Annotated in this window: 12 protein-coding genes; 9 read left to right on the top strand and 3 right to left on the bottom strand. The window is 42.1% G+C overall.

The features are described 5' to 3' along the window. The first annotated feature begins 308 nt into the window (after nt 1-308). The 5 genes from K2Q13_RS00475 (at nt 309) to K2Q13_RS00455 (ending at nt 5,325) form a co-directional block, all read left to right on the top strand. Nucleotides 309-2,132 carry a fatty acyl-AMP ligase gene (locus K2Q13_RS00475; protein WP_292918683.1) on the top strand — a complete coding sequence of 608 codons (1,824 nt, stop codon included), beginning with the start codon at nt 309-311 and terminating at the stop codon, nt 2,130-2,132. Between the two features lie 5 nt (nt 2,133-2,137). Beyond that, nucleotides 2,138-3,052 (top strand): NAD(P)-dependent oxidoreductase, encoded by a 915-nt coding sequence (locus K2Q13_RS00470; RefSeq protein WP_292918682.1) that lies wholly within the window; start codon nt 2,138-2,140, stop codon nt 3,050-3,052. Between the two features lie 29 nt (nt 3,053-3,081). Then, the gene (locus tag K2Q13_RS00465) at nt 3,082-3,339 is read left to right on the top strand and encodes an acyl carrier protein (protein ID WP_292918681.1); all 258 of its coding nucleotides are present in this window, start codon (nt 3,082-3,084) and stop codon (nt 3,337-3,339) included. Beyond that, nucleotides 3,339-4,532 carry an aminotransferase class I/II-fold pyridoxal phosphate-dependent enzyme gene (locus tag K2Q13_RS00460; RefSeq protein WP_292918680.1) on the top strand — a complete coding sequence of 398 codons (1,194 nt, stop codon included), beginning with the start codon at nt 3,339-3,341 and terminating at the stop codon, nt 4,530-4,532. The genes K2Q13_RS00465 and K2Q13_RS00460 overlap by 1 nt, the downstream gene beginning before the upstream one ends. 142 nt (nt 4,533-4,674) lie before the next feature. Then, nucleotides 4,675-5,325: a hypothetical protein gene (locus K2Q13_RS00455; RefSeq protein WP_292918679.1), complete on the top strand. Its 651-nt coding sequence runs from the start codon at nt 4,675-4,677 to the stop codon at nt 5,323-5,325. 135 nt (nt 5,326-5,460) lie between these two features. Here K2Q13_RS00455 and K2Q13_RS00450 read toward each other — a convergent pair whose 3' ends face one another. Further along, nucleotides 5,461-6,795, bottom strand: a complete 1,335-nt coding sequence (locus K2Q13_RS00450) for a PhoH family protein (protein WP_292918678.1) — start codon at nt 6,793-6,795, stop codon at nt 5,461-5,463. A gap of 942 nt (nt 6,796-7,737) precedes the next feature. On the opposite strand from K2Q13_RS00450, the gene K2Q13_RS00445 reads away from it, so the two are divergent. Further along, a complete protein-coding gene (locus K2Q13_RS00445) occupies nt 7,738-8,301 on the top strand; it encodes an SGNH/GDSL hydrolase family protein (protein WP_292918677.1) in 564 nt (187 codons plus the stop codon). Continuing rightward, nucleotides 8,298-9,356, top strand: coding sequence for a UDP-N-acetylglucosamine 2-epimerase (non-hydrolyzing) (gene wecB, locus K2Q13_RS00440; protein WP_292918676.1), 1,059 nt, complete (start codon nt 8,298-8,300; stop codon nt 9,354-9,356). Before K2Q13_RS00445 ends, wecB begins: the two co-directional genes overlap by 4 nt. A 70-nt stretch (nt 9,357-9,426) precedes the next feature. Here the strand turns inward: wecB and K2Q13_RS00435 are convergent, their stop codons facing one another. Beyond that, complete coding sequence (locus K2Q13_RS00435; RefSeq protein ID WP_292918675.1) at nt 9,427-11,265, bottom strand: alginate lyase family protein; 1,839 nt, start codon at nt 11,263-11,265, stop codon at nt 9,427-9,429. Between the two features lie 61 nt (nt 11,266-11,326). Next, complete coding sequence (locus K2Q13_RS00430) at nt 11,327-12,445, bottom strand: radical SAM protein (RefSeq protein WP_292918674.1); 1,119 nt, start codon at nt 12,443-12,445, stop codon at nt 11,327-11,329. 347 nt (nt 12,446-12,792) lie between these two features. Here K2Q13_RS00430 and K2Q13_RS00425 point away from each other — a divergent pair, with 347 nt between their 5' ends. Both K2Q13_RS00425 and K2Q13_RS00420 read left to right on the top strand, forming a co-directional pair. Further along, nucleotides 12,793-13,767, top strand: a complete 975-nt coding sequence (locus tag K2Q13_RS00425) for a Gfo/Idh/MocA family oxidoreductase (RefSeq protein WP_292918673.1) — start codon at nt 12,793-12,795, stop codon at nt 13,765-13,767. After that, nucleotides 13,764-13,889: a hypothetical protein gene (locus K2Q13_RS00420; RefSeq protein ID WP_292918672.1), complete on the top strand. Its 126-nt coding sequence runs from the start codon at nt 13,764-13,766 to the stop codon at nt 13,887-13,889. The genes K2Q13_RS00425 and K2Q13_RS00420 overlap by 4 nt, the downstream gene beginning before the upstream one ends. Nucleotides 13,890-14,119 lie beyond the last annotated feature (230 nt).

Raw genomic sequence — 14,119 nt, 5'->3', positions numbered from 1 at the left:
CAAAGGGAGCAGATGCAGAACGTGATTTGTTCGGAGCTCTCATGGCACCATTTACGCAAATGTTGTTTTGATACAACACCAATCTAATATTGCCTTGACAGGAAAAAGCACCTTATATAAGCTGCTGAGTGGTCAAATATGACACACTTATATTTGTTAAGCAATGTCAGCGGTAAGCGTTTGAATGAAAATTTTCCAGCCAGCAAAATGCATTATTTAAAATTGAATATAAAAATTGGCACGCTCAACCAGAATTTCTTGCAAAAAATAAGCAAGATGACAAGTACAATTACTTCGAGGGGAAGATCTTGAGTTCGACAATAATCAAGTTGAACGCTCCGCTAACGCAAGCGTTTGATTTTCAGCCTTCAAGCGAATTGCATCTAACACCGACACCGACACTCAATACGCTAGTTCAGCAGTTAGCTGGTTTTGATACACTAACAAGTGCTTTAGAATATGCAGCAAAGGGTGTAACGGGGTATAACTTTTATGACGCGAAAGGAAATGTTCGTTCAGTTCTGCCATACAAAACACTTAGGCAGAATGCTCGTACTTTAGCTCAGCGTTTGTCTGGCTTTGATTTGCCCCGTGGTAGCCGGGTAGCGATCATCGCTGATACCTCCCCGGAATTTGTTGAGTTGTTTTTTGCATGCCGCTATGCTGGGTTAGTTCCATTTGCAATGCCGGTTCCAGTTAATCTTGGAAGCCATGTGATATATGTTCAGCAATTGAGAGGGATGCTTGAAAGTAGTCAGGCTAGTATTGCACTAGCTAATATTGATTATATTAATTTTCTTGAAGAAGCTGTAATAGGCGTTGCCAGCATACGCTGGGCAGGGACACCAGGAAAATTAAATGAGCTTCCTGTCAATGACTCAGAATTGCAGTCTAATCATCCCGATGAAACCGCGTATTTGCAATTTACGTCCGGTAGTACACGTACTCCGCGAGGTGTAGTTATAACCGAACGGGCCTTGATGTGTAATTTGCAAGGTATCGTACGTAATGGTTTGGAAATAAAACCTGATGATCGTTCCGCATCGTGGCTGCCTTTTTACCATGATATGGGATTGGTTGGACTCGTTCTGGCTCCAATGGTTACGCAGATTTCAGTCGATTATTTAGCAACCAGGGATTTTGCAATTCGTCCGATGCAGTGGTTGCGCCTAATTAGCCGAAATCGTTGTACGGTTGCATTCAGTCAACCATTTGGCCTTAAACTATGCACTCTTCGTGTGCGGGAATCTGATCTTAAAGAATTGGATTTAAGTTGCTGGAGAGCAGCTGGTATAGGTGCAGAAATGATTCGTCCCGATACTTTAAGAAACTTCGCTGAGAAATTTTCATCAGCTGGTTTCGATGCGAATGCCTTTTTGCCATGCTATGGTCTTGCAGAATCAACACTTGCTGTTACATTTTCAAAAATCAATACAGGATGCAATAGTCTGCAAGTAGATAGTAAGACGCTGATTGATAAAAAAATGGCTGCGAGACTGCAGGCTGATGGTCGAAAACAAAATGAATTTGTAAACTGTGGACGTCCACTGCCCGGACATATCGTTAAGATAGTTGATGAAGATGGACACCAATTATCTGAGATGATGGTTGGTAGTGTGCTGGTGCAAGGTGATAGCGTAATGACCGGCTATTATAATAACCCAGAAGAGACGAGCAAGGCACTAAAGCCCGGAAACTGGCTGGATACCGGTGATATTGGTTTTCTGTTTGAAGGTGATTTGTTTATAACGGGACGTCGCACCGATGTGATTATCGTTAATGGCCGCAATATTCGAGCGCAAGATATCGAAGAGTTGGCTGAGCAGCAACCGGAAGTTAGATCACGAGAGGCATCTGCATTTGGAATTAATGGTGAAGATGGCGCAACGACTATTGTGCTGGTAATTGAGTGCAGGCTTACCTCTCCAACAGAGCGTCAATCGCTGACAACTAGATTGCAGCAACTTGTTTATATGGCATTTGGAGTCAATTGTGTTGTTGAGCTTGTTCCACCACATACTTTGCCTAGGACTTCATCGGGTAAACTTTCACGCTTTGCGGCCAGGCAAGGATATATTCAAAGAACCAAATTAGTTGATCAATTATCTTTTGTAGAGTCAGGCGACAGATAAAAGGTATGCAAAAATTAGTAGCTGTAACAGGTGCTACTGGTTTTATTGGCAGTGTACTAATTCAAAGACTAATTCAAGATGGATGGATAGTGCGTGCACTTGCTCGGACTATCCGCTTCCCAGATACTGAATCAATTCAGTGGGTCCAAGGTAACTTAGATGATTTTAATGCGTTGCATCGCCTGGTTGATGGTGTGGCGTGTGTGATTCATTGTGCTGCAACGGTAAGAGGAAGTTCTTTTCAAGAGTTTGAACGCACCAATATTACCGGTACAGAAAATATCTTGTGTGTCCTGGCTAAACAAAAACACTCTCCCCGTTTTTTACTTATTTCTTCATTAGCTGCACGTCAACCAGAGTTATCTTGGTATGCTCAAAGCAAGTATTTATCAGAGCAAAAACTTATTGAATACTCAGACCATCTGCAATGGACAATCTTCCGCCCTACAGCTGTTTATGGTCCAGGTGATAAAGAAATGAAACCGCTTTTTCAATCTATGTATCGTGGATTTTTTCCTGTTGTTGGAAAAGTGCAAAATCGATTTGGGCTAATTCATGTATATGATTTGGTTGCGGCTATTCAGGTCTGGATAAATTCTGAAAAAACAATCAATGGAATTTTTGAACTCGATGATGGTACGCCTGGTGGATATAGTTATGAGAGTCTTAAGGTCATGGCGCAACAAGTATGGAAGCATCGGATACATTGTATTGCGATTCCAAATCTGTTTATCCGGTGCATTGCATTAACCAATCTTTGGTTTGCCCGCTTGTTTCTGTATTCACCCATGCTGACTCCAGGAAAGATCAATGAATTACAGCATGAAGACTGGGTATGCAATAATGCTCCCTTGATTAACGTATTACCTGGTTGGCATCCGAGAATTCGTTTACAAGATGTATTATCTGAAGTAATCTAACTTCAAAATTAACCATACTGAAATAACTTATGACTGAAAGTAATTATGATGAGATCATGAAGCTGCTTTGTGATCGGCTAAGCGACTTGACCAATGCTGATGTCTTGATTGCCCCTGAAACGAACTTGATCAACCAATTGTCGATTGATTCCATCAAACTGCTCAATCTGATTATGGAAATTGAAGATGCTTTTGATATTTCTATTCCTATCAATGCATTAACAGATGTTCAGACAGTTCGTGAGTTAGCTGATTTGGTACATAAAATTAAAATAACATCATCATAATGAATTTACTTGAAAAGCTAGATGCTGCTGCGGCTGCAAGAAAAGCGCTTTTACCTGATGGTGTGGGTGCTTTTGGTATTCCAATCGAAGAAGTTTTCTCGGCTACTGAAGCTCGAATTGGGAGTCGTCGCGTACTTCTGATGGGTACGAATAATTATCTGGGTCTAACTTTTTCTCCTGAATGCATTCGTGCGGCGCATGAGGCGATTGATAAAGAAGGAACGGGTACCACAGGCTCACGAATGGCGAATGGTAGTTATTTTGGTCACCGCGCATTAGAGAAGGAATTTGCCGATTTTTATCAATGTGGCTCTGGAATTGTTTTTACAACCGGTTATCAAGCGAACTTAGGCACCATCTCTGGTCTGGTTGGTCCAGGCGATACGGTTCTGATTGATGGCGATTCTCACGCAAGTATTTTTGATGGTTGTATTCTTAGTGGTGCGAATATTATTCGCTTCAAACATAATGATATGGCCGACATGGAAAAACGATTGCGTCGCTTGGGTGATAATATTGAAACCACGCTCATTATCGCTGAAGGTATATATAGTATGCTTGGAGATCAGGCTCCTTTAGCCGATATCGTGCAATTGAAAAATAAATATGGTGGTATATTGCTCCTTGATGAGGCTCATTCACTCGGCGTTTTAGGTAAAACAGGTCAAGGCCTTGTTGAAACAACAGGTTTGTTAAATGAGGTTGATTTTATAACAGGGACTTTTAGCAAAAGTTTGTGCAGTATTGGCGGATTTTGCGTAAGTAATCACCCCCAACTGGAACAATTGCGGTATGTCAGTCATCCCTATATTTTTACTGCATCGCCATCACCGGCAACAATTGCTTCAACACGCGCAGCCTTAGAATTGCTTCGGAAAGGCAGTCATTTGCGTGACAAATTATGGAGCAACTGTCGACAACTCTATTCGCAGCTTCAAGAAGTAGGCTATCAGCTAGGCCCGGATCCGGGTCCAGTCATTGCGGCTGTTGTTGCAACGCCACAACAAGCACTGCTACTCTGGCAACAATTACTTGAACATAATATTTATGTAAACCTTATTTTGCCGCCAGCTGCACCCGAAGGTAAATCACTAGTGCGGTGCAGCGTTAATGCTGCACATACAACGGAAGAAATTAGATATGTAGGGGATACTTTTGTTAAGCTGTACGATGCGATAAATACGCAGGCATAAACTACTTCCTGTTTTGATGTATATTTAGCACGTTTGCCAATCTTTAGTTGGGCTGGTAAAGAATAGGCTGGCAAGCAGAACTTGGCTCCTGAATCGCACATTGAGTTGGATATAATTCTTAATTCATACTTGAGGTCCTACGATGAAAATAATGCAAGGATTGGTTTTAATATTATTTTCTTTTCTTTTGCAAAGCCATGCTCTGGGATTAAGTATTGTGTACGATGGGTTTAGCTGTCTGAGTGCAGTTGATTCCAATGATCCGACCCCCACTATCACACCGATACAAAGTAAGTTTGAGGTCATTGAAGATGCCGGAGAAGGCATATATCGTTTAAGCCTAACAGGTGGTATCCCGCGTTTTGTCAATAATAATCAGAATGTGTGTATTGATAGTACAACGGCAATTGGATATTCGGGAATTCCTGCGATTGACGGTTTGCCACGCCAACTGGAATTCATTGATGCCACAGCCTATTTTAACGGTAAAGAATTAATGATTGTTATCAGTTCAATGTATACTGACTTGAGCGCGAGAAGCAATCCATTTTTGCCTTTTACTACGAGTTCTGTGTTTGCACTTACAAACACGCTCATCATGGAATTTAATCCTAATTTGTCTTCGTTTAGTTTAAAGAAAGTATTGCGCAATCGAGGATTTACGCAGACCAATGAATCTACAAATTTAATAGCGCCATTCCAAGAAACAGTTTTGCCATCATTTAATGAGACAGCACGAGACAGACCCAAGATACTTACTCCAGTATCCAATATAGACTTTTTTTTGCAGTAAATGGCCGTGCAATTATTCGATCGCAAAGGTGCTGCATCCTGTCCCAGCTAACGTTGACTTGATAATAAAGTCTTATTATCGAGTGCGGATCAGCGCCCATGCTTTTACAGGTTACGATATCAATAACTTTTAGTCTTACAGCAGCTGATTAGCCAAATTCGCAAGGTTTGATCGTTCGCCTTTTTCCAGTCGCACATGCGCATAAATTTCGTGATGCCTGATTTTGTCGATCAGATAGGACAATCCATTACTCTGGGAATCTAGATAAGGAGTATCGATTTGATAAATATCGCCGGTAAAGACAATTTTTGTATTTTCACCTGCACGCGTGATGATGGTTTTTACCTCATGCGGCGTGAGATTTTGTGCTTCATCCACAATAAAAAACACATTTGAAATACTGCGCCCGCGGATATAAGCGAGCGGAGTAATTTTCAGCTTCTCTTGATCAACAGCATCTGTAATCTGTTTATATTCTTTATCTTTCTCGGTAAACAAACTCTTAATGAATTTTAGATTATCCCACAGCGGTTCCATATAGGGATTAAGTTTTGAGATAATATCGCCTGGCAAGAAGCCAATATCTTTATTGCTTAAGGGCACAATTGGGCGTGCTAAATATATTTGTTTGAAATGTCTTTTCTGGTCGAGTGCGCCGGCGAGTGCAAGCAATGTTTTTCCTGTCCCTGCAACACCTTGCAAGGTAACGAGTTTGATATTTGGGTTTGTAATCGCATGCAAAGCGAATACTTGTTCGGCATTTCTGGGGGTAATCCGGAAGGCGGATTCTTTTTCAATACGTTCAATTCGGTGTGTTACAGGATTATAAAACACCAGAACAGAAGCCCGGTTGTTTTTTAGAATAAAATAATGGTTAGGTATGGGGTTTTGTATGCCTATGTCGGCGGACATACAAAAATTCTGGGTATAAACGCTATCGATAATCTCTTTCGATAACCCCTCAATCACGGTTTTACCCGTATACAAAGATTCGATATCTTTGATTTTTCCGGTTTCAAAATCTTCCGCTGGAATATTCAGGGATTTTGCTTTGAGTCTTAGGTTGATATCCTTGGATACCAAGACTACTTTTCTTTCCGGATATTCCTGGCCCAGCGAAATTACTACATTTAGAATACGGTGATCGGCGGTGTTTTCTCTAAATATCTCGGTAGCGTCCAGCCCGATGGTCTTTTCCTGCATGCATACCTTGAACTGGCCATGATTCGGATAATCAATGGGAATCCAGTTTTGCAGCGAATGGCTTGCCGACAATTTGTCCATAATCCGTATGAATTCTCTTGCCTCAAAGTTCTTGATGTCATTGCCCTTTTTGAAATGATCAAGTTCTTCCAGCACGGTAATCGGAATGGCTACATCATTATCTTCAAAGCTGTAAATTGCGTTGTGGTTATATAAGATAACTGAAGTATCGAGAACAAAAATCTTCTTTTTTTGCTTTCTTGGCATAGGAAATCAAATTAGTGAAAACTATATTGGCAATTATTAGATACTGCTACAAGACGAATTTTGAGAATCGCAAAAGTAATGTACCCTGTTTTCTAGAAAGGTGCTACTTCGGTGTAATAGGGAGAGAATAGATATGAACCACTAGAAGTATTCAAAAAAATTCCAGTAGGCTCGTGAATAGTATCTGTTTTTTTATTCGTTTCAGGCGGATGCAGCTCTAATATCATTCTTTGATGTTGAAATACTACGAATTCAGAATGATTATGAGCATGTGCAAGTTATTAGTTCATTTGGAAAGGGATCTCATATGATTTCATTGACTCGGCTATGGTAATTGCACAGTGGATCCGAGACACGGGTCGATTCATATTTGATTTTGATTTACACTCATAGCCCTATATTTCTATTTAATGTGACTACAAGTTTCGCTATTGGGCTTGTGCATCTGGAAGTCAGACCTGTTTCTGAACCAGAAATTTACACCATGCTGCTGCCGGGCCTGATCTGATTTTTTGAGGATGCTCGTGTAGGCCTATTAAACGTTTGGTATCGAGGAAATGATAAGTGAAGTAAAATCTGATATGCTCGGATTTGGAAAAGAATTCATCGTCTTTTATTTATTTAATCTCTTCCGGGTTTAATTCCTCGCCCCTTGGGGCGAAGGCTGGTTGAAAACCAGCAGTCTGAAGAGCGCTTTTAATACCTCGCTGCTTGCGGCGGGGTGCTTTATTATAATTTATTGTGATTGGCAACATTCTGCGAAGCAAAAAGATAATCGATGAAAATAAAATTATTTACTCTAGAACCAAAAAGTTTCTTCTTTCGAGAGAATGGTCTGAAACTAAATTCGCGTGTTCACTCTTCCATTATTTTTTTCGGATGCACATCATATTAATATCCATCCCATTCTTGGTAAGTTTCGATAATTAGAGCAATAGCGATATGCATTATCAGAACCTGCTTTGTATTGGCGATAGCCAAACTTTTGGCGCGCGGACTTATGGTTGTTATCCGTTATATCTGGCCCAAATGCTCACTCAACAAACACCTTATCAATGGCGTACGATTAATCGAAGCGTTAATGGGTATACAGCTCGGGAATTATGGTTTTTGCTCGGTCATGAGATCGAAGTTATCAGCGATACTTATCAAGTATGCGTGCTCATAGGTACAAATGACGTGGGAAATGAAACGCCGCTGGATCTTTTTGAAGAATATTACCGGCAAATTGTTCGAGCATTTCTGATCAAAAAATACAAAGCTATATTTTGTGCTGAAATTCCTCCTATTTTTCCTGATGGTCATATTTTTTTCCGCAAAGAAACAGTAGAGCGGCGTAATCAATATAATGACGCGATCAGGAAAATTTCAACCGAAAATAAAAAAATTCATTGCGTACCGATTAACGGATTAGGTCGTGATTGCTACGTGGATTCTGTTCACTTCAACGAGCAAGGAAATCGAGTTGTCGCTGAGACATTTGCTAAGGCTATTCTAGAACGTTGAAAGTCGGGATTGTAATTGGTACTCGTCCCGAGGTCATGAAAAATTATGCCATTGTTAAGGCTCTGCGCGAAGCGAATTTGGATTTTGTTGTTTTGCATACTAATCAGCACCAAGATCCATTGCTCCGAGAGGTGGTATTTGCCGAAATGGGCTATGTGCCAGATTTTATTTATCCTCGATCTTATAGTATTGGTGCGGCGATTGATTGGGTATGCGAAATCATTCGCACGCAGCAGATTGATCTGATCTTGGTGAATGGCGACACTGCGGCATCAATTGTTGGTGCCGTTGCTGCTGTCTATTCTGATGTTGGATTAGCTCATGTCGAAGCAGGTCTGCGTGCTTATGATAATCGCATGTATGAGGAACGCAACCGTATCATGGTCGATAGTGCGGCGCATTATTTGTTTACGTATACGCAGCATCATGCTGACTATTTGAAAAGGATTCCGGATTTGCGCGGCCGAATTTTCAATGTTGGCAATACCACTGTAGATTTAATTCATGACTTCTCTGCTGAATTGGTTAAACCACGCTTGGATACTTATGCATACATTACCCTGCATCGAAAGGAATTTACCGACAGCCGCAAAAGAATGATTGACGTTTTTACAACGCTTAATTCGTTGGTAGATGAATTCGATGCCATGATTTTCCCCATACATCCGCGGACACGGGATGCTATGCAAAATTATGGCCTCAGCTTTGATCTGTTGTCACGGATAATGGTTATTGATCCGGTCGATCCATTTACATCGCTTTCTTATGAGAAATTTGCGGCGTTAATCATTACGGACAGTGGCTGCATTCAGGAAGAGGCTTATATTTTTGGTGTCCCATGCGTGACCGTGCGAAATAACACCGAGCGACCGGAAACCATAAAAGTGGGCGCCAATGTGTTAACTGGTTTTTCCCCTGGAGTGATCCAGGATAAGATATGTTCGCAAAAAAGCTTTGGCCATCAGCAGTTTCCACCAGTCTATGGTGACATCGGAGTGGGTGAGCGTATTGTCCAAGCTTTGCGAAAGCATTTTATAAATTGGCGTAATTATTAATTTTAATTGTGTGCGTCGATTACTTTGATCTTTACACAAAGCATCATTGCAATCTGAACTGAGCTGTTTATTAAGTTTCTACACATTTGCTTCGTAGCATATTGACTAAGTTGTCATCAATGGAAAATTCAGTTTGATTTTCTTCGATTGGGTTAATAAGAGTCAGAAATTCATGTGGCAAGCAAGTGCGGATTTCTGTCCTTAGGGTGTTAAGAGGTTCTTTTGCACCATATTTTCTGGAAATCCAGCCCAGTGGCAACTGCTCGTTGCCACGATATAAATAGGATTTTCCGCCTTGTACGCTAACGAGCCACGACTTACCCGCGCAATCTATGACGATTCCATCACTTGTCATTTCGACATGTGCATCAACATGCCAGTGCATTGCCAGGGCGTGTTCGCTCGTGCCATCTATGCGGTCCCAAATCATCCACCTTCCGAAGTGATGGTCGTAAACAAGTGCTCGCCAGTGCATCACTCCACTATCAGCGTAGCCATTATGATTGGCCAGAATTACAGTCTTGCCATTAAGATTTTCACTGTGCCATATTAGTTTTGCAGTATAAGCGCGCGACCAGCCAAATGCGGTTTCCTTATTCTGTAATGCCTGATCAGTATCATCCACCACAATTGTGTTATGAGCCGATGTGCCGCGAAAGTAATGCCTGAAATGCGAATCTCCGTCATATAGATATGTGCCTGGGTCGACTAATAATGATTTTCTGTCAAGATCCCAACAAATAGATAAAGCATCGGCGTGCCCATGCCCGAACGTGTTGGCTAATCCAAGTTTGCCGTGACTGAATCGCATATCGCCATGATTTTCCGCCCCTAGAATTTTCGAGTACCCGGATGCTGCAAAAATTTGTAGTGACTGGTCTGGTAATTCGGATTTATAAAAGCAATTTTTCCATGATAATCGGAGATACGGCGACAATGCATAACCATCGTCGCTATCCCCTACCGCGGGTAAATTATCGGGCGATGAGGCAAATGCTTGTAAAAAATTTCTACCACGAATCCAGGCTTGTTCGATACCGCTGGGAGTGGATCTACCATGATGTTTGAGCAGGCAGGTGACCAGTCCGCACAAATCAACCATCATCGCCAGATATCGGAACGATTGTTCGCGATTTCCTCCATCTGGAAGAATTTGAACATTTGCTTCTTTCGCCATGATTTTTAAGCCAACAGCCAGCCATTCTTTCGCGTCGGGCAGCTCGGGAAAGAGAATGCCGGCATAAATAAGCCCAGCACATTCTCCGAGGGTATGATTTCCGGCGTAAGCAAAAAGACAAAGCCTGCGCCGGATGAAGTAGGCATGGCTGTGTACAAGGTACACAAGCGCCTGCCAGGTTTGCGGGCTAATTTTCTCATTTCTTACTCTATCAAATGCATGGCAGATACTTATCAGTCTGAGTGCGCATTCCATTGTAGAAATATAGTTTACGCCCTTTAACCATGGATTTGCACTGATCCACGACAATATTATTTTTTCCATCTGCCGGGTAACTTGGCGTTTGATGTAAAGATCATCCGTTAGATTGCCAATCAAACTGAAGGTGACCAAATTTTGTAATCGGGAGCGAGCCCAAGCCAGTTGAATATCTCCAATCGGATTGCCCGGTGCAAAAGGGATTCGTGCAAAGAATTTTAGGGGCCAGTAGCGTTCGGAGTCCGGTGCTTTATGCCAGCACAGATCGTGTGCGGAGATTGCCTGACTCGCCGAATTGGGAATGACGTAAACCTGTTTGTCATCTTGAATAGTAAGATTCGATAGCTTCAAGTCCGCGCAATCCCAAGGAAGCAGAGGAAGGCAAGACAGTTTACTGCGGCAAAACGTGAAGTTCTCCGAATTGACAGTCTTGTAGAAGGGTAAGCCATGACCTGTACACAACTTAATCCACATGCCGACAAGTGACGCCCGTCTCCTGATACGGTATAGAGATTCACCTAGATTCATATGCGACTTAGTTTATCTTTTTAGGCAGCTCACCCGGTTTGCGCATCTTTGCCGCATTCATAACCCATGCCGGGTTACATACTTTTTTTCCAGGTATGGGGATTACGTCTGCTTCACCATAGATGTCGTGATAATGTCGATAAAGGTAGTCACATACATTTTCATAAGCACATTTTTTGCAATTTTTGGTTTTAATTCTATCTTTGAATACATAGAAGCGGCTGAGTCCTGCTGTACACACCGCTCTGAAGCCATATTTGGTAATAAAAGTAAGATACGGTATTTTTAGAATGCCGAGTATCAGGCAGAGCCAGGTAATGAAACTGCCTTTTCTGATCAGGAAACTTGTGAAATTGTCCCATTCGTCCGGATCAAAGGTCATTTGATCCATGTTCGTCACATATTGCTCGTAACCGGGAAGGAAGCAAAATGGCATGTACCTTACATTGAAATGAGGGAGTTCAGCTTCGTACGACTTGATTGCTCTAATAATCTCTCGGCCTGCGTCTGCGTAATTGACATATACTTCTTTAACGATATCAATATTCTTTGCTTGCAGCACCGGATTGAACATCACAAAATTGATGTTATCGACCTTCTTTCTAATGAGTAGCTGCATAATTTCAGTCAGATACATGAAATTTGTTTTGCAGACAACGGTATTGGTTCGCACCCTTAAACCAAACTCATTTGCGTGATCGATAGCTTCCAGAATGTGATCAAAGCTGCGTGGAACCTTTGTCAGATCATCATGAGTTGGCGCATCATGACCGTGGATACTGAACAATATATCATCGACACCTGCAGCGACGAGACCGGCGACGTAATCCCGCTTAGATAACCTAATGCCGTTTGTAATCAGGCAGACAATGGAAAAGCCAAGTTCTTTTTTAGCATACGTGATCAATTCGAGCAGATCTTTGCGTAGCGTCACTTCTCCTCCGGTAAACTCGATTTCTTGTATCCCAAGCATTTTGGCTTGCTTGAGCTGTTTTTTCGCTTGTTCTGTTGTCAGCGTGTTTTCATTGGATTTCGTGATGACGGAATCATAGTAATAGCAAAAAGGGCATTTAGCATTGCACGCATAGCCCAAATTAATCTCTACTTTTTTGGTATGGTAAAGCACGGCTAAAGATTCCTTTGTTTTGGAATTGAAAGTAGTGGGTCGAAGTGAACTGAGCAGCAACGCAATTTAAATCCAGAGGCTCTTGCCATAGGTTGATGCTTTAACTGGGCATTATTTTTATGTTGAGATTATATTCAATTCTCAGCAATAAAAACCATTTAAGTTGAGGATTCATCTTGATCAAGAAGATCACACTTTATCTGAATGATATTGCGATAGAATTATCAGCAGATATGAGAGAAGAATCTGAAGCTCGCTTTATGGATGAATTTGACATACTTGAATCATCCTATGATGCGACAAGAAATAAAAACAATTTCAGTTAATTTACTAAAAGGGCTTTTTCTATGGTCGCATTGGTCCGGTGGGGGATATTAAGCGCGGGACGAATGGCCGATCGCTTTGCCGCTGATCTCAGGGGGACCCCTGGTACTGAAGTTGTTGCCGTGGCTGCACGATCAATCCAGCGAGCGGAGGCATTCGCAGCAAAGCATCGCATTTCCCGCGCGTATGACTCATATGAGGTGCTAGCCAAAGATCCGGATATTGACGTTATCTATGTAGCTACAACTCATAATTTCCACAAGAGCCATACGCTTCTGTGTCTGGAAAATGGAAAGCATGTGTTATGTGAGAAACCATTGGCGCTTAATGCGATAGAAGCACGTCAAATGATTGCTTGTGCAGGTGAAAAGCGGATTTTTCTTATGGAAGCCATGTGGTCGAGGTTTAATCCTGCGTATAAGTGTGCGATGCAGTGGGTTAAGGACGGGTTGATCGGGGAAGTTCGGATGCTCAAAGCCGACCTCGGATTCAGGGCATCGTGGGAACCCGAGCATAGATTGCTTAATCCCGCTCTTGCCGGTGGGTCAATTCTGGATGTCGGTATTTATCCGCTTGCTTTGACCTCTCATCTTTTTGGCCCGAAGCCTTCAGAAATTCAAGCGCTGGCATTTCTGGGTGCAACCGGTGTCGACGAGCAAGCGGGTATCATGCTGCAATATCCACAGGGGCAGCTTGCTTTGCTATCAAGTGCCATTCAAACGCGCACTCCGCATAATGCTTTTATTATGGGTACCAAAGGAATGATTTGGATTCCCATGTTTTGGCGTGCCCGCCTGGCTGTTCTTTGGCGTTCGAGAAAATTGCCTCGTATCACATGGGGGAGTGCCGGATACCAGCATGAAGCCGCAGCAGTCAATCAGTGTATTCGAGAGGGAAAAATGGAAAGCGAAACAGTTACTCTTGCTGAATCCTTAGCTATGATGGAAACGATGGATCAGATAAGGGGAAAAATCGGCTTGAAATATCCTGGGGAATGAATCGACTTAATCGCTGGATGGCAACAGTCAATTATTTGGATGTTACTCTAGATTTCGGTTTCCTCGATTTAATCCCTGATCAATTGGGGCAGCCACTTGCTAATATCTCCGGTACAGCATGACTGCCAAACAGATTCTATTCGTGGCTGATCACGACAGCTCTCAAATTGCCTTTTGGCGCTGTTCGCTTATAAATTTCCCTTTGCTGCTATTTTCTTTCATTTCTACTGGATCAGTTTCTTCCGTCGGTCAATTATACAAGGCTTTTCATCGAGTACCACTTTTTTGGAGACAGATCAATCATCATGAATTAACGAATTGTCGTCGAGCGAATTATTTTTAGGATTGCAAG

This window comes from Nitrosomonas sp., assembly GCF_019752095.1.
Taxonomy (GTDB): domain Bacteria; phylum Pseudomonadota; class Gammaproteobacteria; order Burkholderiales; family Nitrosomonadaceae; genus Nitrosomonas.
The sequence above is the reverse complement of the archived record's forward strand: the minus strand, read 5'-3'. Positions and strand labels throughout refer to the sequence as shown.